Genomic DNA, 25,926 nt, shown 5'->3' on the forward strand with positions numbered 1-25,926 from the left:
TACCCTCGGGGTTCCACGACTTGCCCGGTCTGCAATGAACCACCGCACACTGCTGCCCGCCCTGGCCCTGGTGCTGGCTGGTTGTGACACGCCGCCGGCCGTCCAGCCCCCTGCCACCGAGGCACCCCAGGCCGCCGCCACGCCGGCGCCGGCCGCCCCGGCGCTCCCGGCCGCCACCCCGCGCCGCGACGTGCCGCCCGAGGTGCGCACCCGCAACGCCGTGTTCAAGCTGGCCACGTTCGACGACCTGCCCGGCTGGCAGCAAGACGACATCCGTGCCGGATGGGGCGCCTTCCGGAACTCCTGCACCCCGCTGCAACGGCGCCCGGGGTGGCGCGAACTGTGCGACGCCGCGGCCACGGTGCCCCCCACCGAAAAGGCGATGCGGGCCTTCTTCGAGGCCCGTTTCACGGTGTTGCGCATCCTGAACACCGACGCCAGCCGGGAGGGCGACGTCACCGGCTACTTCGAACCGCTGCTCGAAGGCCAGCCCACCCGGGGTGGGGGCTACGACACACCGGTGCTGGGCGTGCCGCGGGGCCTGTACACCCTCGACTGGGGCCGGGTGCCGGCGGCGCAGCGCCAGGCCACGATCCGCGTGAAACCGCAGGGTGACAAGCTCGTGCCGGTGCCGGCGTCCGAGCCGGGCGCCTACATGATGGACATGCGGCGGTTCGTCCTCGACGACCGCGACCGCAAGCTCCGGCTGCGCCTGGTGGGCGGGGCCCAGCCCCGGGTGGAGCCCTACTACAGCCGCGCCGAACTGGAAGCGCTGGGCCTGCCCGGCGGGGTGGACGCCCCGGTGCTCGCCTGGGTCAACGACCCGCTCGCGCTGTACGCGATGCAGGTGCAGGGTTCCGGCCGCATCCTGATGCCCGACACCTCGGTGCTGCGTGTGCAATACGCCGAGCAGAACGGCCACCCGTTTCGCCCCCTTCGGGTGGTGCCGAAGGTGAAGCCGGTGACCCGAGGGGCGGCAGAAGCCGACACGTTCGAGCTGGAAGGTGCCGATCCGGCACCGGCCGCGCCCGTCGTCACCCGGGGTGGCCGGGCCCCCGGGGCCGACCCGCTGGTCGACGAATTGCTCAAGGGCGGCCGCCGGGCGCCGGCCGCGGCCAGGAGCGCTCCCGCAGCACCGGCGCGCCTGAACACCGACCCGAGCTACGTCTTCTTCAAGGTGGCCGTGGACCGCCGGCCGTCCAGCGAAGGCCCGCCGGGCGCGCTGGGCGTGCCGCTCACGGCGGGCCGGTCTGTCGCGGTGGACCCGCGGGTCACCCCGCTCGGCTACCCGATGTACCTGAGCGCCCCGGCCCCCACCGGCTCGCGGGTACAGATGCAGCGCCTGGTGTTCGCGCAGGACACCGGCGGCGCCATCCGCGGCGCGCTGCGGGCCGACTACTTCTGGGGGTTCGGCGCCGAAGCGGGGCAGATGGCGCGCAACACGCGGCACCGGGGCCAGATGTGGGTGATGCTGCCCCACGCCGAAGCCGCCCGGCTGTCGGCCAGCCGGCTCGTGACCCGGGGCGCGGGCGGCAACGGCCCGGTGGAGAGCGCCGGACAGTGCCTGGTGGACGACGGGGAATTCTGCGCCGAACTCACCGATTGAAAGGCCACGCTACCATCGTCTCCGATGGACTCCCTCGACCTGCAAGCCCTGACCCTCGCCCGCGACTGGCACACCGCCGGCCATGCGGTGTGGCTCGTCACCGTGCTCGACACCTGGGGTTCCGCGCCCCGCCCGCCCGGCGCCCTGCTCGTGCTGCGAGACGATGGCACCGTGGCCGGCTCGGTCTCGGGCGGGTGCGTGGAAGACGACCTGATCGCCCGGGTGCGCGAGGGTGAACGGGTTACACGCCCCTCGGTGGTCAGCTACGGCATCTCGAAGGACGAGGCGGCCCGGTTCGGGCTGCCGTGCGGCGGCACGTTGCGGCTGGTCGTCGAGCCGCTGCAAGACCCGGCCTGGATCAACGAGGTGCTGGCCCGGGTGGCGCGGCACGAGCTGGTGGCCCGCCGCCTCGACCTGGACACCGGAACCACGCGCCTCGAAGACGCCGCCCGAGGCGAGGGGTTCACGTTCGACGGCCACGTGCTGCGCGCGCTCTTCGGCCCGCGCTGGCGGCTGCTGATCGTGGGTGCCGGGCCCCTGTCGCAGGCGCTGGCCGGCATGGCGCTCGCGCTCGATTTCGAGGTCACCTGCTGCGACCCGCGCGACTCGTACCACGCGGCATGGAACGTGCCGGGTGCCACCTTCACCCGCGAGATGCCCGACGACGTCGCCACGGCCATGGCCCTCGACCCGCACTGTGCGGTGGCCGCGCTGTCGCACGACCCCAAGCTCGACGACCTGGTGCTGCTGGAAGCCCTCAAGTCACCCGCGTTCTACGTGGGGGCGCTCGGTTCGCGCCGCCACACCGCGCAGCGGAAGGCCCGGCTCGCGCTGTTCGACCTGACCGCCAGCGAGATCGACCGGCTGCACGGCCCCATCGGTCTCGACCTGGGCGGCAACCGCCCGGCCGAGATCGCGGTGTCCATCCTGGCCGAGCTGATCGCGGTGCGCCACGGCGTGGCCCTCGTGCAGAAGAAGCCGGCCGTGCCGCTGCCGGGAGGTGTGGCGTGATCCCGTGGCTGCACGACGCGAACGACCCGCTCCCCGACCCCGCCAGCGCCCTGCCCTCGGGCTCGGAAGCCCCCGGCCTGCTGGCCGCCGGTGGTGAACTCACCCCGGAGCGCCTGCGCGAGGCCTACGGCAAGGGGGTGTTCCCCTGGTACGGCGAGGACCAGCCGGTGCTGTGGTGGGCGCCCGACCCGCGCATGGTGATGTACGTGGACGAGTTCCGCCTGTCGCACTCGTTGCGCAAGACCGTGCGAAAGTTCGCGCGCACGCCGGACTTCGAGGTGCGCATCGACAGCCACTTCCGCGCCGTGATCACCGCCTGCGCGCAGGCGCCGCGGGACGGGCAGTCCGGCACCTGGATCGTCCCGGAGATGATCGAGGCCTACTGCCGCTGGCACACGCTGGGCACCGCCCACAGCGTGGAGACCTGGATGAACGGGGAGCTGGTGGGGGGGCTCTACCTCGTCAACCTCGGGCGCATGGTGTTCGGCGAGTCGATGTTCGCGCGCCGCACCGACGCCTCCAAGATCGCGTTCGCCGCCCTCGTGTGCTTCTGCCGCGCCCATGGCGTGACCCTGATCGACTGCCAGCAGCGCACGGGCCATCTGGCGTCGCTGGGCGGCCGGGAGATCCCCCGTGCCCGGTTCGAGCAGGAGCTCCCCCCTCGGGTGGGAGGGGCGCCCATCCGGGATTGGTCCTATGATGCGGCGATGTGGGACCTGCTGGACGGCCCCACCGATACGCCCTCCGAGGACACCGGCCCGTGACCCACCCCAAGGAGCTCCCGCTCGCGTCGCTGCAGTTCTACGCGACGGCACCCTACCCATGCAGCTACCTGCCCGACCGCATGGCGCGCTCGCAGGTGGCCACGCCCAGCCACCTGATCCACGCGGATGCGTACTCGGGGCTGGTGTCCAACGGGTTCCGGCGCAGCGGCCTCTTCACCTACCGCCCGTTCTGCGACGGCTGCAAGGCCTGCGTGCCGCTGCGGGTGCCGGTCAGCACGTTCCAGCCCACCCGCAGCCAGCGCCGCGCCTGGAAGGCCCACCTGAACCTGAAGGCCCGGGTGCTGCGCCTGTGTTTCGTGCCCGAACACTACGAGTTGTACCTGCGCTACCAGGCCGGCCGCCACAGCGGCGGCGGCATGGACAACGACAGCGTCGACCAGTACACCCAGTTCCTGCTGCAAAGCCGCGTCAACTCACGGCTCGTGGAGTTCCGCGAACCCGACCCCGACGGGCGCGGCATCGGCACGCTGAAGATGGTGTCCATCCTCGACATCCTGAATGACGGCCTGTCGGCGGTGTACACGTTCTACGAGCCCGAGTCGCACACCAGCTACGGCACCTACAACGTGATGTGGCAGATCGAGCAGACCCGCCTGCTCAAGCTGCGCTACACGTACCTCGGCTACTGGATCCGCGAAAGCAGCAAGATGGCCTACAAGGCCCAGTTTTCCCCGCACGAACTGCTCGTGAACGACCACTGGGTGACCGCTCAGGCGGGTTGAACTCCGAGTTGCACCAGCACCTCGTCGGCCAGCGCCAGGCACGAGGTCAGCCCCGGCGACTCGATGCCGAACAGGTTCACCCACCCCGCCACGCCGTGTTCGGCCGGCCCCACCACCCGGAAATCAGGGGCGGGCTCCCCCGGCCCGTAGATCTTCGGCCTCACGCCGCTGTACGCGGGCACCAGCGCCCCGTCGGGCAGGCCGGGCCAGTAGCGGCGCACGTCGGCGTAGAACGCCTCGGCGCGGGCCGGGTCCACGCGGTAGTCGATGAGGCCGGCCTCGCCGTGCGGCAACCACTCCACGTCGGGGCCGAACCGGGCTTGGCCGGCCTGGTCCAGGGTGAGGTGCACGCCGAGCCAGGCGTCCTGCGGCAGCGGGTACACGAGGTGCGTGAACGGCGCGCGGCCGGCCAGCGCGTAATAGTTACCCTTGCACCAGTGGGCGTCCGGCACCGTGGCCGGCGGCATGCCCTCGGTGGCCCGGGCCAGGGCCACCGCGCCCAGCGCCGCGGCATTCACCACGTGGCGGGCGGCCAGGGACATGGGCTCGTCGCCCCCCACCTGCAACACGTGGCGGCCGGCACCACACACGGCCGACCGCACCGGCGACGACACCGCCACCGCACCGCCGGCGCGTTCCAGGTCGCCTTGCAGCGCGAGCATCAGGCCGTGGCTGTCGACGATGCCGGTGGACGGCGACCACAACGCGCCCACGCACGCGAGCGCCGGCTCGAGCGCCAGGGCCTCGGCGCCGCTCAGGCGCTGCACGTCGTGCACGCCGTTCGCCCGCGCGTGGGCCAGCAGGCGTTCCAGCCCGGGCAGTTGCGCGTCGCCGGTGGCCACCACCAGCTTGCCGCAGCGCCGGTGCGCCACGCCATGGGTGGCGCACAAGTCGTACAGCTGCTCGCGGCCGGTCACGCACAGGCGCGCCTTGAGCGATCCCGCCGGGTAGTACAGACCGGCGTGGATCACCTCGCTGTTGCGTGAGCTGACCCCGGTGCCGATGGCCGGCTCGGCCTCCAGCACCACGGTTTCCAGGCCGGCCCGGGCCAGGGCCCGGCCCACGGCCAGCCCCACGACGCCGGCGCCCACGACAACCGCGTCGACCGTGTCGGTCACTTCGGTGCGGCCTGCGCGACGGCACGCGCCACGGCCGGGCGCGCCAGCATGCGGTGCCGGTGGGCCAGCACCTTCGGGAAGCGGGCCGGGTCCACCCCGTCACCTTCGAGCCAGTTGGCGATGGTGAACAGGTACGGGTCGGCGATGGAGTAGGTGTCGCCCATCACCCACGGGCCGGTGAACATCTCGCGCTCGATCAGCTCGAAACACTCGGCCATCGTCTGCGACACCTTGAGGCGCATGGCCTCCAGCGCCGTCGTGTTGCCCGCGTCCACCCAGCGGTAGCCCCGGTGCTTGTGGGCGTGGGCCACGTGCACCGTGGAACACAGGTAGCTGTTGAACGACTGGATGCGGGCGAAGGCATACGGATCGGCCAGCGGGGCCAGCCCGGCGCCCGGGAACGACTGCGCCACGAAGGCCAGCAGCGCGGGGGTTTCGGTCAGGGTGCCCTGCGGCGTGACCAGGGCAGGCACCCGGCCCTTCGGGTTGATGGCCAGGTAGGCAGGCGTTCGCTGGGCGTTCGCCGCGGTGTCGACCCGCGAAACCTCATACGGGGCGCCGGCTTCTTCCAGGGCGATGTGCACGGCCAGCGAACAGGTGTTGGGGGCGGTGAAAAACGTGAACATGGGCAGTCGGGTTCCTGAAGGGGCTCCCAGCATACTGGCCCGAGTGTCCCCGCGCCGGCGCGGGCGTTTGCACCACCCGGGAGCGGCCTGCCCCATTCGGGTGGACAATGGCGCCTGATCTCCTGCTTTTCCGCTTCTGGCGCCCTCTTTCACCGGGGCCCACGGCGCCCCTGGGGGCGCGCCGCGCGACACAACTCGAACACCCTTCCATGAGTACCCTCCCGAGCCTGGTTTCGTGCTGGCTTCCCACTGAACTCGGTGAATTCCAACTGCACGGCGTGGCCGACCCGCTGACCGGCCGCGAGCACGCTGCCCTGACCATGGGCGACCTGACCAACGGCGAACCCGTGCTCACCCGCGTGCACTCCGAGTGCCTCACCGGAGACACCCTGTTCAGCCTGAAGTGCGACTGCGGGCCGCAGCTGCAGGGCGCCATCGAGGCCATTGCCAAGGAAGGCCGCGGCGCGCTGGTGTACCTGCGCCAGGAAGGCCGCGGCATCGGCCTCGTCAACAAGATCCGCGCCTACGCACTGCAACAGGCCGGCGCCGACACGGTGGACGCCAACCGCCTGCTGGGCCTGCCCGATGACTCCCGCGACTACAAGATGGCCCACGACATCCTGGCCGCACTGGGCGTCAGCAGCGTGCGCCTGATGACCAACAACCCGGGCAAGGTGGAAGCGTTGCGCAAGCTGGGCATCCTCGTCACCGAACGGGTGGAACTCAACGTGGGGCGCAACCCCCACAACCACGGTTACCTCGACACCAAGGCGCGGCGCATGGGGCACCTCATCAGCACCCCGCTGAACCTGCACGACCTCGTCAACAAGGAACAGTCCTGACGGCCTCCTCGCGCTGGAGCGCTTCGGCGCGCCCGCCGAGCGACTGCGCCACGGCCCACCACCCGGCAGCCACGCCCACCGAGATCCACGCGATCTGCGGCGCTGACACGTGCATGTCGCGCAGCCCGCCGTAGATCCACGCCGAGGCCGTGTCGCCCATGCGGTGCACCAGCGTGTCGATTACGTTCTTGGCCTTGTATTTCTGCTCGGGCGACAGCACATTGAAGAGGGTCTCGCGCGCCGGCTTGGTCAGCGCGTATTCCCCGGCCCGCCGCAACACACCGAAGACGACCAGCACCCACAGCGCCGGGTACGTCAGCGCCAGCACGGCAAACCCCACCACCGACAGCAGCGGCAGCAGGCCCAGCACGAACCGCGTGCCGAGGCGCGTGATGAGCCCCTTGAACGCCAGCAGCTGCAGGCAGAGCGCCAGCACGTTCACCGCCAGGTCCACCTGCGCGAGCAGTTGCGTGCGGTCGGTGCTGTCGGTCACCGCCTTCGGGATCATCTCGGCGCCCAGGAAGTACAGGAACGTGGACAGCAACGTGTAGGCGAGGAGGAACACGCACAGGCTCAGCAGGTACGGCGAGCGCACCACGTCGACGAGGCCGCCCAGCACCCCGCCCTGCAGTGCCCGCTCCTCGCCGCGGGTGTCACCGTGGCCCGCGGCGCCGGTGTGCCGCGCCCACGCGCGCAGCTGGAAGATGGCCACCACCGCCACGCACAGCAGCGCCGCCGACACCAGCAACAGGCGCTTCGGGCCCAGCGGGCGCACCAGCGTGGCGGTGAGCAACGGCCCTACCAGGGCCCCGAGCGTGCCGCCGGCCGAGATGAAGCCATAGAGGCGTTTGGCCTGGCCGGTGTCGAACAGGTCGGCCATGAAACTCCAGAACACCGAGACCACGAAGAGGTTGAACACCGCCGCCCACACGAAAAACGCGCGGGCGCGCAGCGGGCTCTGCGTGCCACCGGCCTCGAACACGGTGTAGAACGCAACCAGGTTCAGCACGAAAAAGCCGTACAGCCACGGCAGCAACCGGCGCCGCGGCACACGCCGCGTGAGCCAGCCGAACACCGGCACCAGCAGCAGCATCGCGAGGAACACCCACGTGAAAAGCGCCTTCAGCACCGCGGGGCCCAGCTGCAACCCCATCTCGTCGCGGATCGGGCGCAACACGTAGTAGCCCGACAGCAGCGCGAAGAAGTACACGAACGACCACACCACCGCGGGCAGTTCGTCGTGCGAGGCCTGGCTCGCCTTCAGGATCAGGGATTTCATGGCGCGCGATCTTGCCACGTGCGAAAAAAAAGGCGAGGCCCTCAGGCCTCGCCATCAATGTCGCCGGGCAGGCGCGGCGCCGGGATTTGCCGGCGCCGGAAGACGAGGAACGTCACGTTGGTTTCCCCCAACCGCAACAGCTTCACCGCCCGGCGATCAGGCCGTCAGCGTATCACCACCAGGGTTCACCCCTTCCGGTGGCACGGCGCGTATCATGAACTCCGCCTGCAGCCGCCGACAGGGCCTCCAGGCACAAGGAGCACACCATGTCGATCGTGTCTCGCCTGCTGGTCTGCCTGGGGCTCGTGTGGCAGGTGGCCGCCACCGGCGCCGAGGTGGTGCGTTTCCCGAAACCCGAGTTCGAGGGCGACCACCGATCCGACTACGCGCGGCAACTCCTGCAGCTCGGGCTCTCCAAGACCGGCCGCGACTACCGCATCGAATCCGCTGCGTTTGCCATGAACCAGGATCGCCAGGTGCGCGAGCTCGAGGCGGGCCGCACCATCGACGTGGCCCCCATCCCCAGCTCCGTCGAACGCGAAAAACGCCTGCTGCCCATCCTCATCCCCATCAACAAGGGAATGCTGGGCTGGCGCCTGGGCCTCATCCGCAAGGGAGAACACGACGCGCTGGCGCGCGTGCGCACGCTGGAAGACCTCAAGGGCGTGCGCCTCGCGCAGGGCCAGGACTGGCCGGACACCCAGATCCTGCAGGCCAACGGCCTTCCCGTGATCACGGCACCACGCTACGAGGGCCTGTTCAAGATGCTGACCGCCAAACGCTTCGACTACTTCCCGCGCAGCGTGATGGAGATCTGGGAGGAGCAGGTGAACAACGCCGACCAGCTGGAGGTGGAACCCCACCTCGCCCTGCACTACCTCTACGACGCGTACTTCATGGTCAACCGGCAAAACACGCGCCTTGCAAAGGACATCAACGACGGGCTGGAGAAGGCGCTCGCGGACGGCTCGTTCGACAAGCTCTTCCTGCAGTACTACGGTGACCGGTTGCGCCAGGCCCGCCTGGACACGCGCACGGTGATCGAACTCACCAACCCGCTGCTGACCCCCGGCACGCCGTCCAGCCGGCCCGAGCTCTGGTACGACTTCAGGCGGGCCCCTCCTCCTCCGAAGTGAATCCGGCGCCCGCCCGGTCTGCATCCGCCGGGCGAATCCACCGGGCGAGCGTGGCGAACATCTCGTCGACACGGATGGGTTTGGCCACGTGGTCGTTCATCCCGGCGGCCAACGCCTTCTCGCGGTCGCCCACCATCGCGTCGGCGGTCATCGCGATCACCGGCAGGTCGCGCCATTGCGGGTGCTGGCGAAGCGCCCGCGTGGCCTCGTAGCCGTCCATGACGGGCATCTGGCAATCCATCAGCACGCCATCGAAGCGCTGGCGGCCCAGCATGTCCAGGGCCTCCTGGCCGTCACTGGCCAGGCTCACGACAATGCCGGCGCGGCCCAGCATGGTCATGGCGATCTCGCGGTTGATGGCGTTGTCCTCCACGAGCAGCAGCTGCGCCCCACGCAGGAGCGCCTGGTTCGCGAGCGACGGTGATTCGCGCGCGCCCCCGCCGATGCGCGGCACGGTGGCGCGCCCGAGGGCCTGGTGGCACGCGTCGGACAGCGCCTGCGGCAAGACCGGCTTGGTCAGGAACGCGTCCACGCGCAGGTTCCGCGCGGCCAGGTCCTGCGCCAACTTGTCGCGTGCCGCCGCTGCGGCCATCAGCACGATGGGGAGCACCCGGCCGCCGCGCGCGCGTTGTACCAGCAGGCGCACGCACTCGACACCATCGAGTCCCGGCATCTGCCGGTCGAGCAGCACCAACTCGTAAGGGCGCCCAACCTCCTCGGCAAGCGCCACCCTGCGCAGGGCATCGCGGCCATCCTCCGCGGTGTCGACCGCGAGTCCGAGCGCCACGCCCATGCGCGCCAGCGCCTCGCGGGCGCACGCGTTGTCGTCGACGACCAGCGCCCGTTCACCCGCCAGGGTGCGTGGTTGCGGGGATGGCGCCGCGGCCTCGGGCGGCACGTTGAAGCCCAACTCGAAGTGGAACCGGCTGCCCACGCCCGGGGTGCTCTCCACGTGGATCTCGCCACCCATCAGCTTCACCAGGCGGCCACTGATCGACAAGCCCAGGCCAGTGCCACCGTAGCGCCGGTTCGTCGACGCATCGCCCTGCGAAAACGGCTGGAACAGGCGGGCCTGCACCTCGGAGGTCATGCCGACGCCCGAGTCGCGCACCTCGAAGCGCAGCCGGACCGACCGGGCGTCGCGCGTGAGCACCTCGATGGCCAACGTGACCTCGCCGTGTTCGGTGAACTTGATGGCGTTGTTGCCCAGGTTCAGCAGCACCTGCCCCAGGCGCGAGGGGTCACCGACCAGCACGGCGGGCAGGTCCGGCGGCAGCACGACCAGCAGTTCGAGGCCCTTGCCCTCGGCGCTCAGGGCCATCAGGTTGACCAGCCGGTCCATCACGTCGGCGGGGTGGAACGGAATGGTTTCGAGGTCGAGCTTGCCGGCCTCGATCTTGGAGAAGTCGAGGATGTCGTTGATGATGCCGATCAGCGATTCGGCCGCGCCGTGGATCTTGCGCACGTAGTCGAGCTGCTGCGGATCGAGCCCGCTCTCCATGGCCAGGTAGGACATGCCCAGGATCGCGTTCATCGGGGTGCGGATCTCGTGGCTCATGTTGGCGAGGAAATCGCTCTTGGCCCGGTTCTCCAGTTCGGCCACGCGTCGCGCATCGCGGTCGGCATCCGCCTGCCGGCGTGCGGTGATGTCACGTGCGGTGCCCACGGTGCCCGCGATCCGGCCCTCGCCGTCGTGCCAGGCCGTCTTGATCGTCTCCACCCACGCCAGGCTGCCATCCGCCCGCGAGTGCCGCTCCTCGATCCGCCGGGGGCCCCGCGACGCCATCACCTTGATGTCGTCGAGGACGTAGGCGCGGGCGAGCTCTTCCGGGTGCACATCGAAATCGGTCTTGCCGATCAGGTCGAGCGGCTGCGCAAACCCCGTGGACTGGGCCACCGCCCGGTTGACCGCGATGAACCGGCCCTCGGTGTCCTTCACCCACGCCAGGTCCGGCATGTTGTCCAGGAGGGCCGCCATGCGTGCGTTCGCCGTGCCGATGTCGGCGGCATGCTGGCGCATGCGTTCGCGCATGGCGTTGAGCGCGTCCACCAGCTGGTCCAGTTCGTCGCCCTGGGTCCGCGGACGCCGCAGGCGAAGCGGCGAGGCATCGGCACCGGTGACACGCGCGGCTGACGCGGCGATGTCCAGCAAGTGGCGCGTCGCCAGGTGGTGCACCACGAACAGGATGAAAAACGCGACCAGGAAGGTCTTGGCGGCGTTGCTGAGCAGGATGACAACGGCCTGCGCCGCCAGGTCGCGGTAGATGTCCGTCAACGTGGCCTCGATGTGCAGCACGCCGATCTGCTGCGGCCGATCGCCGCAGCAGACCAGCGGGAACTCCTTCGCCACCACCCGGCTCGACTGCGGCTCACCGCGAACGATCGAAAACTCCTGGCCGGCCGACGACCCCTCCCGCACCGCCACCGCACGCATGGAGGGCAGGCGCAGGATGCCGTCGAGCTGCTCCCCGAGTTGTTTCGAGTCCATCGCCCACAGGCTTTCGCCCAGGCTGCGCGACGTGGCCTGGTCGATCTCGCCGAGGCGGGTCTCGAGGCGCGCCCGCTCGCTGGAGTAGCTCAGCGCCAGTTGCACGACGGTCAGGACCAGCGTGACCGCCGAACTGAACAGCACCACGCGGATCAGCAGTGCCATGGCGATGCCGCCGCGAGGCATCCTCGCCACCGAACCCAGCCAGCCACGGTACGGCGGCGGCGGTTCGGGTTGGGGTTCCGAGGAAAGCATCGATGCGTTGGCCGGTCACACGGGGCTTCATGGTACGCCCGGGGGTCGGGGGGGTCGCATCGGGGATGTCCGGAGCGATCCCCCCAGGCGCGGGGTCACCTGGGCTGGAGAACCAGGCCCCTGTCGGCACCGGGGCCTCCGGCCGGAGGCACCCCTGCCACGCCACCCGGCGGGCAGGTCGGCTACTCGTCGTCGAGTTCTTCGTCGTCGTCGGCCTCGGCCAGCGTCGCGCGGGCGTTCTTGATCAAGGCCGTGACGGTGCGGCGTGGTTTGGCGGCGTTGAGGCGTTCCAGTGCATCGAGGTCTTCCTCGAGCACCTCGCCCACATCGAGGAACATCTCGACCAACCCGATGTGGGCGTCGATGTTGCCCCGGTCGAGGCGGATGATCTCGCGCAGGCAGACTTCCTTGTCTTCGCGAATGCCGTCCACGTCAGGGTTCTCGTCGAAGTTGTCGGATTCCTCCAGTTCGGCGAGCGTTTCGGTGTGCTGCTCCACCGCGGCGAACAGGCGGGCAATTTCCTGCTGGACGGCCCCCGCGTCCGGAATGGCGGCGGGAACAGCATTCGGCTCTGTCGTCTTTTTCACGGCATCCCTTTCAGTGACAGCGGGCCATCGGCCGCGCCTCAGGATCTGTGAATGTAGCCCTTTCGGGCTTCAACGCACGAGCTGTCGCGTCCGGGCCGCCGGGTCGCGCTCGATGTCCCGCTCATCGAAGGGAAACCGCAGCCAATCCTTGCGCGCATAGCGCCGCATCGCGGAGAGGCCGGCGCCACCTTCTTCCGCGGACTCGGGCTCGCCATGCGACAGCAAGGTGTAGGCCTCGGGCCCGCGTGGCCCGAACCGGACCACCTGCAAATAGGTGTTCGCATGCGACTGGAGCACGTCCGCACCGCCGGTGTCGGCACGGCACGCGATGACGAAATAGCCGGCCTCGTGGCAACCGCCGTACAGCGGCACGCGCGCCGCCCCGCCGCGCATGTACACGTGGCCGCGCAGCGGTGCGTCGAGCGGCCATCCCTTGCCATCCAGCTCGGCCACCGCGGCGCGGAGCGCGTCGCCCACGCGGGGGTCGTCGCCGTTGGCGGCCCGCGGAGTGTCGAGCGGCGCGTCCGCCGAGAACGCCACCCGGTAGCGTTCGGCCTCGGGCAGGCCGGCCAGCTGGCGCCAGAAGGTGCCCCACAGGAGCGCCCCGCGGTCACCTGCATTCGCCGTGTCGGGCCATTGCCTCAGCACACGGCACGCCTCGGCCACACGTCCCGCCGGGGCCGCGCAGACCGCCGCGAGCAGGTCGGCCTTGAACAGCTCCGCCGAATGCGCGCGCGGCCACAGCGCGTCGTGCCTCACGCGCTCCCCCAGTACCCGCGAGGATGCCGCCCCGCCGGACGCCAGCGCGATCGCCATGCGGTGCCCCAGCCGGCTTCGCAGCGACAAGGGCTGGCGCTCCCCGCCCATCACGGCCGGATACCCCGTCAGCGGCTGGTGCACGTTGTTCAACCAGTAGCTGCCGTTCATGTTGGCTACGTAGTCACCGCGCAGCAGGCTCGGCATCCCCTCCGCAGGCATCGTCCCCGGTTGCACGGCACCGGCGCTGCTCGGCCAGTCGCAGGCCGACCGCGTGCCGTCGAGGAACGGCGTGGATGCGTCCAGCGTGGCAAACATGCGCGCCTTCGGCGTGGCACAGGCCTCGCGATGCACATCGCTGACGTTGGGTACCGTACCGATGTCGGCGTACCAGACCCGCCCGTCGCCCCGCGCGATGGCCGAGGTGTTCACCCACGGCAGCGCTGCCTCGCGGCGCTGGATGGCAATGAAGTCGTCGAGCGACGTGGCCTGGTTCCAGAAGAAGAAGTTCCGGAACACCCGGAAGTTGTCGGCATTGACGTCGCGGACCGCAAGCGCATGGCCCGCGCGCCATCCGAAGGCCTCGTGATGGGCACCGAGGTCGACCACCGGCCCGAACCGCGTGCGGTAGAACGTGCGCGACACGCTGCCCTCGCGCAACGGCACGACCACCTCGCGGGCGTCCATGGCCGCCCATTCGCCGTCCACCCGATAACGGGTGGGATCGGCCGGGTCGAGGACCAGGTCGAACAACCCGAAGCGCCTCGCCTCGGACACCGTGTGGCTCCACGCCACGTCGCGGTTGAATCCGATCATCACCACGGGAATGCCGAGGAACGCCACGCCGGCCACGTCGAGCCGGCCCGGGATCGTCAGGTGCATCTGGTAGAAGCGATCGGGGCCACCCCAGAACCAATGCGGGTTGCCGAGCAGCACGGCACCGTCACCGCCAGTGGCCTCGCCGCCGAAGGCCAGCATGTTGCTGCCGATGCCAGGCTGGTCGCCCACGCGCAGTGCGAGCCGGTCGCGCAGGCTGGGGGTCACGGACGCCTGGGGCACGGCCGCGCGGCCCGGGCTCGCCTGGGCCAGCTCCTTGACGAAGCGTGAGTAGCCTGCGGCGATGTTGGCGGCGAACATGCGCCGGTAGATGTCGTTCGCCGAGATCTCGCGCACCCACGGTTCATTCCGGCACACGCGGTGGGCGCCCCGTGGTTCCTGTTGCCGCACCTCGCGGAGGTGGCGGTTGTACCCGTCGGCGAAACCCTCGATCAGCGCCACCAGGTCGGGTGGTTGCTCCGCCCGGTATCGGGCCACGACCGTGTCGTCCGCCACTGCGCGGAAGAAGAAATCGAGATCCAGGTTCTTCGATCGGCCGAAGGTGGCGTCGTGGGACGGCTGGGCGTCGGGACCGAAGAAGTAGGCGCGCCGCCCCTCGAAGGTGACGAACGCTTCGGCAAGCGTGCACAGCGCATCGCTCGCCTGCGCGTGCCCCACGCCCACACCGAGGTCATGCCAGTTGTCGGCCTTCACGTGTGGGATGCCGTCGGCCGTTCGCCGCACCGCGACGGCCCCGGACGCCTGACCACCCATGACCACCGCCCCGAGCACCACCAGCCACAGCCATCTTCGCATCGTCGTTCCCTGATTGGCATCCATCACCTGTAGACGGTGCAGAGCGGCGGATGTTCAGAAAGAAAGGGGGCGCCCCAATGGAAAATGCCCTTGCCTCAAAGCATCAGGTCCCCAACGGTCGGGCGCGGACCAGCAACGTTCGTTGGGGGTCGTGCAAGCCAGGCGCGTTGATGCCACCATTCCCGTCCCATTTGAGATCTTTCAGGTCGTGGGACTCCCATCCCACCGATTTGGCGTTCTCGAAGCCGACACAGTCGTTCTTGTTTCCGCACGCACGCCCCTCCCCGACGCTCAGCATCGCGTGAACGAGCCGCTCGCCCTCGAAGAATCCCACAACGCTGCCTGCCGGCAGCTCTTTGGCCGCCTTGTAGTTGGGAACGAGGGGGTCGGTATCCTTGACGAGTCCGTCCTTGGCGTCAACGCCGCGACTCACGGCACCGGCCTCGACGCCGCAATGCTTCACAGAGTCCCAGCACATCGCGGCCGACAGAGGCTCGTAGTGCGGATGGTTCGTATCGGCAGCCGCCTCTCGAGCCAGATCTGCCGCGAGGTTGGCGCGCCCAGGATCGGCCGGGACTTCTGGAGCCCGCTCTTCCTCGGCTTGCGTGCGCACCTGACGATCGGTCTGTGCTGGTGCTCCGCCCATCCCCAGGGCGGATGTGACCTTGGTCGCCACCGCCCGGACGACATGGCCCATGCCACAGCACGGGTCGGTGGCGGGGTCGCGCGGACGGAGGTCCGGTGAGGGCGTGTTCAGCGGCGCCTCCTGCACCGAGCGCGAACTGGTGGGGGTGAGCTGGGGAGCCACCTCCTGAGTGGGCTGCTGCCGCGCGGGCTGCAGTGCAGGCTGCCGGGACGGTCCCGGGTTTCGTTCGAACATGACGTTTGCTCCAGTGTTCGGCGTGTGTCACGCCATCGTGATGAATGCCTTGAGGACGGCGGCGTTCGCCGAGCCCGGCACTCGCCCGGGAACTTCGACTTCATCGGTTGATGCCCTGGTGACGCGGAGCCATCGCGCGAATGACAAGACAAGCGATTCGAATGGCCGTTGCCACCTGACGAGGTGATCGCGATCGCCCGAAGTGCACGCCGATCGATCAGAGCTTTTTCTCGTTCGGGAAGATCTGGTAGACGCTTCGAATGCTCCCATCAACCGCGTCCTTCTTCTGGGCAAACAGACGCCACTGCCCATCGGTGTCGCGCACGCCGATGATCTCGGCGCGGCGATGGTCCGAGTCATATTGGCCGCCGATGGCTGACGCACCATAGATTCTTGCGGCGGGCTGCGCGCCCTTGAGCTCGGCGTAGAGTTCCTTGCCCGTCTGTGCCGGCATGTCCGGCGTGTCCGGCTCGCCGTCTTGACCCTTTGTGCCCTTCTGTGATGGCCTGGGCTTGACGTGAGCGACGTCCACATGCCCTCCGTCCACCGGCTGCATCACGATGCTGCACCCCGACAACTCGCCGGTCAGCATGATCGATGGCCCCTTGTCGCCGAGTCGATGGAATTTCATGGCGGCGGTACCCTCATCCATGCGAATCGAGTGCGCCCTGAATCCGTGCCCATCGTCATTCGGCACCAGAGACGCGGGCTTGATATCGAAGGCCTCGGTGCCGCGCATCCGATTCGTACCGAAGACCAAACTCGGTCGCATCGGCGTTTCCCCTCGCATCGACGTGTCCCGATGGCGCATCGCGTAGTCGGCCTCACCGGATCGCTGGCTCGGGCCGAGGCCGAATATCTTGACCGGGAACTGCTTCAGAAAACGCCCAGGATCCGACAGAAGCCTGCCGTAGGCCTCTGCCGGCGACATGACAATTCCTCGAGCATCTCCTTCCTGCGTGGTGCTCGCGCGCGACGAGTCGGTGGCGGGAGCTTGTTCCTGGTGCACCTCTGGCGGCAACGCGGCTGGCTGCGAGAGCGGCTCGCGGGGCGTGATGTGAGAGGCCCCCGGCTGCGTGGCCTGCTGTCGTGTGGCCTGTTGCTGTGCAGGCTGCTGGGTAGTAGGCTGCGGGGTAGGCTGCCGGGACTGCCCTGGTGATCGTTGCATGACGTTTGCTCCAGTGTCCGGCGTGTGTCACGCCATCGTGATGAATGCCTTGAGGACGGGCGGCGTCAATCGAAGCGAAGGCCGGGGGCATGCCCGGCCCACACCCGCGCAAACGCGGCCCACGGGTTCCTTGTCCCTACACCTCGGAGACGCCGCCCCCAGACTCGTCATCCCTGTCACCCGGCCCCTTCGGAGCGCGCTTGGATTCCTCATGCTCGGAGTCACCGGGCACGAATTTGTATTTCTTGCGTTTGTCAGCCACGCCGGCGGACTCATCCTTCGTACTCTGCTTGTGGTCGTAGCCGAACTTTTCCAGGTGGCTGTCAGAGTCGGAACCGCCCTCCTCCAGTTCCATGCCTGTCCCCTCAAGCGCCTTGCCGGATTCCAGACCATAGATGCGGTCGTGCGTGCCCTTGACCTTGGTATACGCGTCGGGACGCGGAGTGGTGATGCTGACGCTCATGTCCTCACCAATGGCGCCAGGCAGCCTCAAGGTGTCGCGCACCAGGCGCTGGGTGGAATAGCCAGACGTACCACGCGGCACTCTCGGCATCTGGAAATGCAGGTTGGCCCCGGGGGGCAATTCTGATAGACGCTCCGCCGTCTCGGCGGTCTTGCTGATGTCTACGCTGCGCAAAATGGGAACACCCTGAACTTCCAGGTTGTGCCGGTTTTTTTCGAAGTTCGCGTACTTGGGTGTCTCTTCAAACGTGCTCACTGCCATGCGATCAACGAGACCGGGATCTTGACGCTGGCGGGCCATGGCGCCGGAAAGATCAGCCTCGGACAAGAAGACCCGGTCACGATCAGCCAAATTCTCTTCAGGTGGACGAACTTGGCCCGGGGGATGCCTGCCGCCAACGGTGGGCCGGTAGCCGAGAATCTGGTCTTCGGGGACCGGAATTCTTCCATGACGGTCCGTATCGAACAAATGCTGGCCATCAGTTCCACGGCCGACGTACTTGCCGATGAGCGGGCCTGATTCCGGCCCTGGGTAGTGGACCTGAAAATCCCGGTCCACCTCCGACCGGTGCGGTCGATACCCGCTTGAGGCGGCAGGCATGGCCGGCAACGCGGCTGGCTGCGAGAGCGGTTCGCGGGGAGCGAGGTGAGAGGATGCCTGCGTGGCCTGCTGCCGTGTGGCCTGCTGCTGTGCAGGCTGCTGGGTGGGCTGCTGGGTAGGCGGCCGGGACTGCCCTGGTGATCGTTGCATGACGTTTGCTCCAGTGTTCGGCGTGTGTCACGCCATCGTGATGAATGCATCGAGGACGGGGCGTTCCCCTGGGGTCACTCGAATCGAAGGCCGGGGGCATGCGCAGCGCACACCCGCGCAAGCGCGGTCCTCGCGTCAGGCGTGTCCGCCTCGGCCGCATCGCCCAGGCGAAGGAAGTGCAGTTCGTTGTCGGGCTGCTGCGCCGCGGTGGCCATCGGCGCGTAGCCCAGCGCGGCCAAGGCCGCGAGCGAGCGGCGGTTGTTCGGCTTCATCGCCGCGAACAGCTGCCGGATGCCGGCGGCTTCGAACATGGGCTGCAGCAGCCGCGCGGCCTGCACGCCGTGGCCCTCCCCCTGGCGGTCCGCCCCGATCCAGAAGCTGAAGAGGCCAGCGTCGTCCGCCATCCCGGCACCGACGATGCCGATGGCGCCCCAGTCCTCGTGCAACACCACGCAGTCGAGCCGGTGCGGGTTGCGGGTGGCCTCGTCGATCCACGCCGCCAGGCCGTCGGGCGACGCCGAGGCCGGCAGCCGGAACGCCATCGAGACGTCGACGTCGCGGTACTGTAGCCACAGCGCCTGCGCATGGTGCGGCGCCAGCGGCTGCAGCCGCAGCGATCCCTCCGCAGCCGCGGAGGGCAGGAACCAGCGATGCGCCTGCAGGAGCGGTTCGCGCCGCGCGAGTTCGGCGCGGACCGCGAGGCAGGTGGGATCGTCGGGCACGGCGGCCAGCACCTGCGACGCGTCTTGCGCGGCGGCTTCGTGGTCGCCCGTGTGCAGGCCGCACACGGCCAGCGTACTCAGGTCCTGGAGGTTGTCGCCGCACACCGCCATGCCGGCCAGGCTGGCCTCGCGCGCCAGGCCGTAGTGCCGGGCCTGCAGCGCCAGGTAGCTGAGCGCCTGATGCATCGGATACGCCGCTCTCGACGGCAACCACAGGCGCCATGTGGCCTCCAGCGCACGCTGCCATGGCCCGAGCGGGAAGTCGGCTTGCGCCCAGTCGAGCGACGTGAGGGCACCGTACATCGACAGCAGGACTTGCGGGTCGTGGTCCGATTGCCGCAATGCCGACAGGCACTGGGACGCGGACGCTGCCGATGCTGCGGCAACCCCGGCAGCATGCGTGTCCTGGCGCACGCCGGCGACACGCCCGGCCAGCTTGGCCAGGACGCCGGGCGCCTCGTCCAGGGGCGCCATGATCAGCAGCAGATCGGGCACGCCCTCGCCCCCTGCATCGACCGTCCACTCGGCACCCAGCCGTTGGGCGCCCTGCGCGAGCGCGTGGAAGTTCGCGGCCTGCCGTGGCGGCGGCAGCGTCAACGCCACGGGCAGGACGAACGCGCCAGCGCGGATCGCCCGCTCTTGCGACACCGCCCGGTCAGCCGCCAGCAGCAGGAAGCGGCCGCCGGCGACCCGGTGGATGGCATCGAGCATCCGGAGGCCCTCCAGCGGCACGCGCACCTGCACGGACTCGGCCGCGCCGGCGTATGCGTCCACCACGGACCGCGCGAGGTCCGACAGCCCTGCGCCGTCCTGCGCGAGGTCGAACGGACGCCACCCGGCCTCCAGGGCGACCGCGCCGCGCCCCGCCTGGCCGGGCCGCGCGAGGACCTGCGCGACCGAGACATGGCCGCCACCGCAGTCCACGAGGGCGTGGGGCAGCGTGGCGAAGTAGCGCTCGGCCAGCACCACCACCGGATTCACTGCCGACAGTGGTTCGGCGCGGGCCAGCAATTCGCCGCGCTGCAGCGTCGCGAACAAGCCGTGCTCCGCCGCGACCGCGAGGGAGGGATGCCTGGCCAGTGTCAGGGCTTGGGCCTCGTCATCCACGCACACGACATAGCGAAGCGAAGGCCAACCCTCACCGAGGTCGGTCAGCCGGGCTTGCAGGGACACCAGCAGCTTCCACAGGAACGCGCCGTTGCCTGGCCACAGGTCGAGCACCATCAGCGGCTCGTCGAGCGACAGCTCGGCGTGCTGCCAATAGGTCACGATGGCATCGGCATAGGCCCGGGCCACGGCCACCGGTGCCGCCGCCTCCTCGTCTTTGGCGCCAGCCCTCAGAAGGGCATGGAGGTCGTCGAACGGCATGGCGCTGCCCGGCAGCGCGGGGATCGCCACGCCGCCGTCCGGTGGCGCAGGCACCGGACGCGTCTCGGCCTGCGCGGGCGATGGTTCCGGCGGCTGCGGCGCGGGAGTCGCCGTGAATGCCTTCACGTAGAAGTCACTGGTTGCCACGGCGGACTGGTAGCGCGCCCAATCGCCGTGGGGCAAGGCGGCCGGAATGGGCACCTTCCGCCGCTCGGTGCCGATCGTCACCTCGTGCATCGGGACGGCGGTGAACCGCTCGCTGAAGTAGTCGTCCTCGAAGTACCGGACCTTGTCTGCCTTGATCACCGGCATGCCGGACCGCACCACGAGTTCCAGGTCCTTGCTCATCTGCAGCAGTTCCTGCGGCAGCATGATGGCCCGCGACTGGTACTGCTCCGTGGTGCTGGGATTCCCGCCGTCGGCCTTCACGCCGAACAGGCTGCCCTTCGGGGTCTGCCGGCTCGACGTTGACACGGTGTCGTTGCCGATCATCTTCGAGTACTCCTCCGCCTCGCTGATCTGCGACGGCGTGAAGTAGATGACGGCCCCCATGTTGCTGACGATGTTGTGGGCGTCTTCCTGCCCGTACACGGCCTCGAGCTGGTTCTTGTCCTGGATGATGATGGCCAGCCGCATGTTGTAGCCGGCCATGTACCCCACGCCCTTGGCGATGATCTCCACCTTCCCCATGGCCGTGAACTCGTCCAGCATCAACAGGCACTGGTGCTTGAGCTCGGGGTTCTGCTCCGGCAGCTCCTTCACGTTTTCGTTGATCAACTGCGAGAAGAACAGCTTGATGATGGGCGCGGCCTGCAGGATCTCGCCCGCCGGGATGTTCAGGTAGATCGTGACCTTCTTCTTGCGCACGTCGCGCAGGCTGAAGTCGTCGCCGGAGGTCGCCTTGTCGATGACGGCGTTGCCCCACGGTGTCAGCGCTGCGGAGAACGTGGCGTGCACGCCCTTGAGCGCCTGCTCGCCGCTGTTCAGGAAGCGGTTCAGGGTGTCTCGGCAGCTGTCCGACAACGGCTGCGCGCTGCCCGCCCGCTGCGCCATCACCTGCTTGAGGTACTCCTCGATGGGCATGCCCTTGCCGGAACCTTGGCGCAGGATCTCGCCGATGGTGTGCGGCAGCTCGGGCGTCTCCAGCACCAACAGGCCAAGGCCGATGAAGAGGTTCTTCGCCGCGTCCGACCAGAACGGATCCTTCTCGTTCACCGGGTAGATGATGGTGGCGAGCGCCATCAGGTCATTGGCCCGGAAATTGGGATCGTCCGAGACGTAGCCCAGCGGGTTCCAGCGGTGGGTGTTTTCCGAGAACGGGTTGAAGTAGACGATCTCGTTGCCGAGGTACCTGCGCCGGAACTCCGACGTCAGGTTGTAGTTTTCGCCCTTGATGTCGAGCACCACGGCGGACCCGGCGAACTGCAGCAGGTTCGGCACGCAAAAGCCCACGCCCTTGCCGGTTCGGGTGGGTGCAGCCAGCAGCACGAATTCGTAGCCCCCCAGTCGAAGCAGCTTGTTCTTGAACTTGCCGAGGACCACCCCATTGTCCCCGTCCAGCTTCTCCTTCCTGATGTCCTGGGCGGTGGCGAAGCGGGCCTTCCCGAACAGCGTCTCGTTGGTCACGCGCGCGCGCGCGGCCATGAAGGCCGCGAACGTGCCGCCAAAACACATCAGGAACGACATGAAGAACAAGGTCTTCACCCGCAGCAGCACGGCCGGATCGGTGTACGAGAAGTAGGCCTGCTGGATGGTGAACAACCCCGCCTGCCCCGGCGACTGCTTGTACGAGAGGTACAGCAACACGCCGGCCATGTAGTTGGCGATGCCGAACAGCAGCAACGCGCCCACCACGCCGCCGACCCACATCGGCCATCCCGAGGTTTTCGATTTCATGAGACCGCCGCCAGCTTCTTTTGTGGATCGAAGTAGATTTCGCTGATGAACCGCTCGCCATCGTGGTTCTGGAACTGCACCACGATGTCGATGGTCAACGTCAGCAGACGCTTGATCACGTCGAACGTGAGGTTGGCGCCCCCGGGAGAGTCCTGGATCATGATCGCCAGCTGTTCGAACGCGAGCGCCGGTGAGCCGGCATGGCAGCTGGTGATGCTCCCCGGGTGGCCCGACGCGGCGTTGCGCACGTAGTACAGGCATTCGTCCCCGCGAACCTCGGCGAGCAGGATGCGGTCGGGTTTCATGCGCAGGCAACTCTCGAGCAGGTCCTTGGGCCGCACCTTCGACTTGTCCTGGCCGCCCTTGCTGTACAGCAGGTGGACGCTGTTCTCGTGCGGCAGGAAGAGTTCTCTCACGTCCTCGATGGTGATGAGGCGCTCGGCCATCGGGATCTCGTAGACCAGGCCCTTCATGAAGGTCGTCTTGCCGGAGCCGGTGGCGCCGGACACGACGATGTTCTTCCGGTACGCCACGGCCTTCTTGATGAACTGTTCGTACTTCTCCGCTTTCAGCAGGCCCAGCAACTCATCGTCCTGGGCGCTGACCTGGCTCTGCAGTGGCGTCACCTTGCGGAACAGCCCCTCTGCCGCGAAGTCGTCGATCCGGCGCACCAGCTGCGACGGCTTGCGCATCGTGAACGAGTACTTGCCTTCCTCGACGGCGGGCGGCATCACGAGCTGGATGCGCGAGCCGTCCGGCATCGATGCGCTCAGGATGGGTGCAGTTTCATCCCACTTCTGGTTGGAGTAGGTAGCCACGGCCGTGCCCAGCGCGCGCAGCAGGTCGGTCACTGCCTCCGGGCACGGATGGGATGTCCAGCTGGAGTGCGCCTCGACCCACACCACACCCGGCGCGTTGACGGCAATCTCGGTGATCGCCGGGTCGTCGATCCAGGCCTTGAACGGCTCCAGGAAGATGAGGACCGACGACTCCCTCACCAGCACGGACGGGTTCTTCGCGTTCATGGGTTGCCGGCCACCGTGTGGGTGTAGACCGTGTTGAACCACAGGTCGCGGTTGAGGTACACCATCACCCGGTCGCCCCGGTTCTTGGAGATGGTGGGCGGGATGTTGATCGTGGACTCCAGCACCCGTTCGGCCAGGCTCTTCGACGTGCTGCGCGTGTTCTCGCCCGTCACGACCGTGGTCCCCCGGCTGTTTTCCTCCTTCTGGAGCTCGATGACGTCGCCGATGATCGACAGCAGCACGGCGGCGCCGATGCGCTGCGCCCAGTGGTAGTCGATGCCCCCCTGCACGCCCATCGCACCCACTGCGTCGGTGGCGGGTGAATCCACGTCGATGACCACCCCGGTGGGTGTCTTGATGCGCTGCCACAGAATGGCGATGCGCACGTCGCCCTGCTTCACGTCGGACTTGTATTCACCGATGATCTTGCTGCCCTTCTCGATGAGCAGCACCTTGCCGTTCTCCGAGTACACGTGTTCCGGCACCACGCAGTTGGAGCTGCCCGACACCGTCGAGATCAGCTGGGTCTCGAGCACGCAGGGAATGAACGAACCCCGGGCCAGCAGGTACGAGCGGTCGCCGAACTTGCGTGCGCTGACCTGCGGCGTGGTGGTAGGCACGTTGATGCCGTCGGCCACCTGCTCGCCGTACGCTTCGATGGTGCGCATGCGGGGCGGCTCGGACGCCGCCGGCTCGCTGACCGCGGGCCCGCCGAGCATCATGCTGGGCGGCTCCGCCTTGGGCGCACCACCGCCAGCCCCGCTCGCCGCGCCCACCACGGGAATCGGCAGCGGCGTGGGCGGTGGGGTCAACGCCGTTCGCAGCACCTCCTCGAACTTGCGGGTCTCCGGCGGCTTCTCGTCCACCCGCAACTGCTTCTCGACCGGCGAGGGTTCGCTTTGGGCCCGCATGAAGTTGGAGATCTTCGTCTTGATGAAGTAGGCGGAACCCCCGATCACGGCCAGCGTCACCACGAACGCCAGCACGATTTTCGGAAAGACGTTGGACTTCGGGCGCGAGCGCTCCACATCGAACCGGTGCGGGTCGTAGGTATCGTCCGGGGCGGCCGACGCCAGTTTCGATTCGGCATTCATGGCTGCTCGACCCGCACGATGTTCGGGAACACCGTCTTGTTCTCGCTCGACGCCCCCATCGCATCGTAGGCCTCGTTGAACACGCCGACCGTCGACCCGGCCAGGCGCAGGTTCCACAGCGGGGCCACGGCATGCAGCACGAGGTAGTCGCCTTCCATGTGGGAGTTCACGATCACCTCCTCCTTGGTGCCGGGCACGCTCTTGTAGACGGTGGGCACTTCCTGGTTGCGCGGGAAGAGGAGCCACGTGAAGCGTCCGTCGTCAAACGCCTCGCGGGGGCGGATGTCCACGGTTTCCGTGACCACCTGCATGGTGTAGTTGGCGTTGCGGTAGGGATAGTGGCTTTGATAGGCCATGGGCACGGACTCCAGGCTCGTGACCTTCGGCACAGCCTTCTCCGGCGCGCCCTCGCTGGCACCCTGCGGCACCACAGGCGCCGGGGCGTCGTAGTCGAAGATGAGCTTCGACATCCGGCCGGTCACGGCGCCCTTGCCGGGCCGCAGCGGCACGAGGTCGAACACATAGGACCGCGTGCGGGTGGTGACGAGCATCGTGGCCATCGAGGCATTGCTCAACGCACGCACGAACAATCGATGGCCGCGCTTTTGTACCTCCCAGCCGGAGATGCCACCACCCGCGACGTCCTCGACGGGTTCGCCCGGACTGAACTCCACCAGCACCGGATGATCGACGGCGCCAAGCACCCGCGTCACTTCGCTGGGTGCGTACTTGACGTGGGAGACCCGTGCGCGGTCGCCGTCGTCTTTCAGCATGGGCGCGGAGAACGCGCTGGCGCACAGGCCAACGCCGAGGATGAGACCAACACCAACGTGATTCATTGCGCCGCTCCGGGGGAGGTGGATGTGTCCGTGAAGTACTCTTGATCCGTGTGGTACGCGACCACCGTGAAGCCCAGCGGGTTGGCGATCAGGTCCACTTCCTTCGCGAAGGTTTTCGGCTGGTAGGCGAACTTCAGCGTGGCGATGCGCCGGGCCGTGGAAGTCGCGCTGCCCTGCTTGGTGTCGCGCTTGACCAGGTCATAGCGCACCGTCGCCGTGTTGTCCGGATGCAGCACGATGCTGAGGATGGTGGGAATGGCCTCGATCGAATCGCCCACCTTCTTGTCCAGCGCGTTGGAACCGCTGAACTGCGCGGAGTACTCCTTCCACAGCCCCGTGTCGGCCAGCACCCGCACGGTGTCGTAGTCGCGTTGCAGCAGCTTGTAGATGTAGCGCTCGCGTGCCATCACATACTCGCGGACCCAGTACTTGTGGGTCAGTTCGTTCTGGCCCACGAACTTCCTGGCGGTAGATGCCAGCTGGGCCTCACCCGTGAGCTTGTCCACGGTGATCACATAGGGAATGGCCTGCTTCAACGGGATCAGCAAGGCCAGGCAGATGGTCATGATCACCAGCAGCGCACCTGCGGCCGCCGCCACGCGCCAGGCGAGGATCCTCGACTGCCGCTCGTGCAGCACCACGTCCTCTTCCCAACTGAGCTTGGGCGGCAAGCTGCTCTCCACCGGTTCCTTGCTTTTGCGCCACTTGATCATGGGGTCTCCGCCTGTTTCTGCGGGGCGGCCGGTTTCTGCGGATTGATGGGGGTGCGGACGCTGCCGTCCGGGTATGCGAGGTCCGCCACCGGGTGAGAACAGGCGGACATCAGCAGCAGGCTCAGCAGCGCTGCGCAAAGGGATGGGATGGTCTTGTGCATGGCT

At 68.4% G+C, this 25,926-nt stretch carries 21 protein-coding genes; 6 read left to right on the forward strand and 15 right to left on the reverse strand.

What is annotated here, in order from left to right:
• The first annotated feature begins 34 nt into the window (after window positions 1–34).
• Genes ASC87_RS32895 through ASC87_RS29645 form a run of 4 tightly spaced genes read left to right on the forward strand, consistent with a single transcriptional unit; the run spans window position 35 to window position 4,124 of the window.
• On the forward strand, window positions 35–1,606 hold the full coding sequence (locus ASC87_RS32895; protein WP_056671715.1) for a murein transglycosylase A: 1,572 nt from the start codon (window positions 35–37) through the stop codon (window positions 1,604–1,606).
• Between the two features lie 24 nt (window positions 1,607–1,630).
• Window positions 1,631–2,617 (forward strand): XdhC family protein, encoded by a 987-nt coding sequence (locus tag ASC87_RS33470; protein ID WP_056671718.1) that lies wholly within the window; start codon window positions 1,631–1,633, stop codon window positions 2,615–2,617.
• The gene (gene aat / locus ASC87_RS29640) at window positions 2,614–3,381 is read left to right on the forward strand and encodes a leucyl/phenylalanyl-tRNA--protein transferase (protein WP_056671721.1); all 768 of its coding nucleotides are present in this window, start codon (window positions 2,614–2,616) and stop codon (window positions 3,379–3,381) included. Before ASC87_RS33470 ends, aat begins: the two co-directional genes overlap by 4 nt.
• Complete coding sequence (locus tag ASC87_RS29645) at window positions 3,378–4,124, forward strand: arginyltransferase (protein WP_056671724.1); 747 nt, start codon at window positions 3,378–3,380, stop codon at window positions 4,122–4,124. The genes aat and ASC87_RS29645 overlap by 4 nt, the downstream gene beginning before the upstream one ends.
• Here ASC87_RS29645 and ASC87_RS29650 read toward each other — a convergent pair.
• On the reverse strand, window positions 4,112–5,242 hold the full coding sequence (locus ASC87_RS29650) for an NAD(P)/FAD-dependent oxidoreductase (protein ID WP_056671727.1): 1,131 nt from the start codon (window positions 5,240–5,242) through the stop codon (window positions 4,112–4,114). The two genes, ASC87_RS29645 and ASC87_RS29650, sit on opposite strands and share 13 nt — an antisense overlap.
• Window positions 5,239–5,868, reverse strand: a complete 630-nt coding sequence (locus tag ASC87_RS29655; protein ID WP_056671730.1) for a glutathione S-transferase family protein — start codon at window positions 5,866–5,868, stop codon at window positions 5,239–5,241. Before ASC87_RS29655 ends, ASC87_RS29650 begins: the two co-directional genes overlap by 4 nt.
• Before the next feature lie 209 nt (window positions 5,869–6,077).
• Here ASC87_RS29655 and ribA point away from each other — a divergent pair, with 209 nt between their 5' ends.
• A complete protein-coding gene (gene ribA / locus ASC87_RS29660; protein ID WP_056671733.1) occupies window positions 6,078–6,710 on the forward strand; it encodes a GTP cyclohydrolase II in 633 nt (210 codons plus the stop codon).
• Here the strand turns inward: ribA and ASC87_RS29665 are convergent.
• Window positions 6,691–7,989, reverse strand: coding sequence for an NTP/NDP exchange transporter (locus ASC87_RS29665; RefSeq protein ID WP_056671737.1), 1,299 nt, complete (start codon window positions 7,987–7,989; stop codon window positions 6,691–6,693). The genes ribA and ASC87_RS29665 overlap by 20 nt on opposite strands.
• 266 nt (window positions 7,990–8,255) lie before the next feature.
• Here ASC87_RS29665 and ASC87_RS29670 point away from each other — a divergent pair, with 266 nt between their 5' ends.
• Entirely contained in the window at window positions 8,256–9,125 is an 870-nt protein-coding gene (locus ASC87_RS29670; protein ID WP_056671741.1) for an ABC transporter substrate-binding protein, read from the forward strand.
• Here ASC87_RS29670 and ASC87_RS29675 read toward each other — a convergent pair.
• From ASC87_RS29675 to ASC87_RS32360, 12 genes are all read right to left on the reverse strand, one after another.
• Complete coding sequence (locus tag ASC87_RS29675) at window positions 9,097–11,778, reverse strand: response regulator (protein WP_162255226.1); 2,682 nt, start codon at window positions 11,776–11,778, stop codon at window positions 9,097–9,099. The two genes, ASC87_RS29670 and ASC87_RS29675, sit on opposite strands and share 29 nt — an antisense overlap.
• 272 nt (window positions 11,779–12,050) lie before the next feature.
• Window positions 12,051–12,455, reverse strand: a complete 405-nt coding sequence (locus tag ASC87_RS29680) for a hypothetical protein (RefSeq protein ID WP_056671747.1) — start codon at window positions 12,453–12,455, stop codon at window positions 12,051–12,053.
• A 69-nt stretch (window positions 12,456–12,524) separates the two neighbouring features.
• Entirely contained in the window at window positions 12,525–14,843 is a 2,319-nt protein-coding gene (locus ASC87_RS29685) for a penicillin acylase family protein (protein WP_082569061.1), read from the reverse strand.
• 103 nt (window positions 14,844–14,946) lie between these two features.
• Window positions 14,947–15,723, reverse strand: coding sequence for a hypothetical protein (locus tag ASC87_RS29690; protein ID WP_056671750.1), 777 nt, complete (start codon window positions 15,721–15,723; stop codon window positions 14,947–14,949).
• A gap of 217 nt (window positions 15,724–15,940) precedes the next feature.
• Entirely contained in the window at window positions 15,941–16,654 is a 714-nt protein-coding gene (locus ASC87_RS29695; RefSeq protein WP_056671753.1) for a hypothetical protein, read from the reverse strand.
• Window positions 16,655–17,027: 373 nt separating this feature from the next.
• Complete coding sequence (locus ASC87_RS32355) at window positions 17,028–18,104, reverse strand: hypothetical protein (RefSeq protein WP_157604459.1); 1,077 nt, start codon at window positions 18,102–18,104, stop codon at window positions 17,028–17,030.
• 74 nt (window positions 18,105–18,178) lie between these two features.
• Window positions 18,179–22,090 carry a GNAT family N-acetyltransferase gene (locus ASC87_RS29710; RefSeq protein WP_082569062.1) on the reverse strand — a complete coding sequence of 1,304 codons (3,912 nt, stop codon included), beginning with the start codon at window positions 22,088–22,090 and terminating at the stop codon, window positions 18,179–18,181.
• Window positions 22,087–23,115 carry a P-type DNA transfer ATPase VirB11 gene (gene virB11, locus ASC87_RS29715; RefSeq protein ID WP_056671767.1) on the reverse strand — a complete coding sequence of 343 codons (1,029 nt, stop codon included), beginning with the start codon at window positions 23,113–23,115 and terminating at the stop codon, window positions 22,087–22,089. The genes ASC87_RS29710 and virB11 overlap by 4 nt, the downstream gene beginning before the upstream one ends.
• The gene (gene virB10 / locus ASC87_RS29720) at window positions 23,112–24,209 is read right to left on the reverse strand and encodes a type IV secretion system protein VirB10 (RefSeq protein WP_056671770.1); all 1,098 of its coding nucleotides are present in this window, start codon (window positions 24,207–24,209) and stop codon (window positions 23,112–23,114) included. Before virB10 ends, virB11 begins: the two co-directional genes overlap by 4 nt.
• The gene (locus ASC87_RS29725) at window positions 24,206–25,048 is read right to left on the reverse strand and encodes a TrbG/VirB9 family P-type conjugative transfer protein (RefSeq protein ID WP_056671773.1); all 843 of its coding nucleotides are present in this window, start codon (window positions 25,046–25,048) and stop codon (window positions 24,206–24,208) included. Before ASC87_RS29725 ends, virB10 begins: the two co-directional genes overlap by 4 nt.
• Window positions 25,045–25,761 (reverse strand): virB8 family protein, encoded by a 717-nt coding sequence (locus ASC87_RS29730; protein WP_056671776.1) that lies wholly within the window; start codon window positions 25,759–25,761, stop codon window positions 25,045–25,047. Before ASC87_RS29730 ends, ASC87_RS29725 begins: the two co-directional genes overlap by 4 nt.
• Complete coding sequence (locus ASC87_RS32360) at window positions 25,758–25,922, reverse strand: hypothetical protein (protein WP_157604460.1); 165 nt, start codon at window positions 25,920–25,922, stop codon at window positions 25,758–25,760. Before ASC87_RS32360 ends, ASC87_RS29730 begins: the two co-directional genes overlap by 4 nt.
• Window positions 25,923–25,926 lie beyond the last annotated feature (4 nt).

This window comes from Rhizobacter sp. Root1221, from assembly GCF_001425785.1.
GTDB lineage: Bacteria > Pseudomonadota > Gammaproteobacteria > Burkholderiales > Burkholderiaceae_C > Rhizobacter.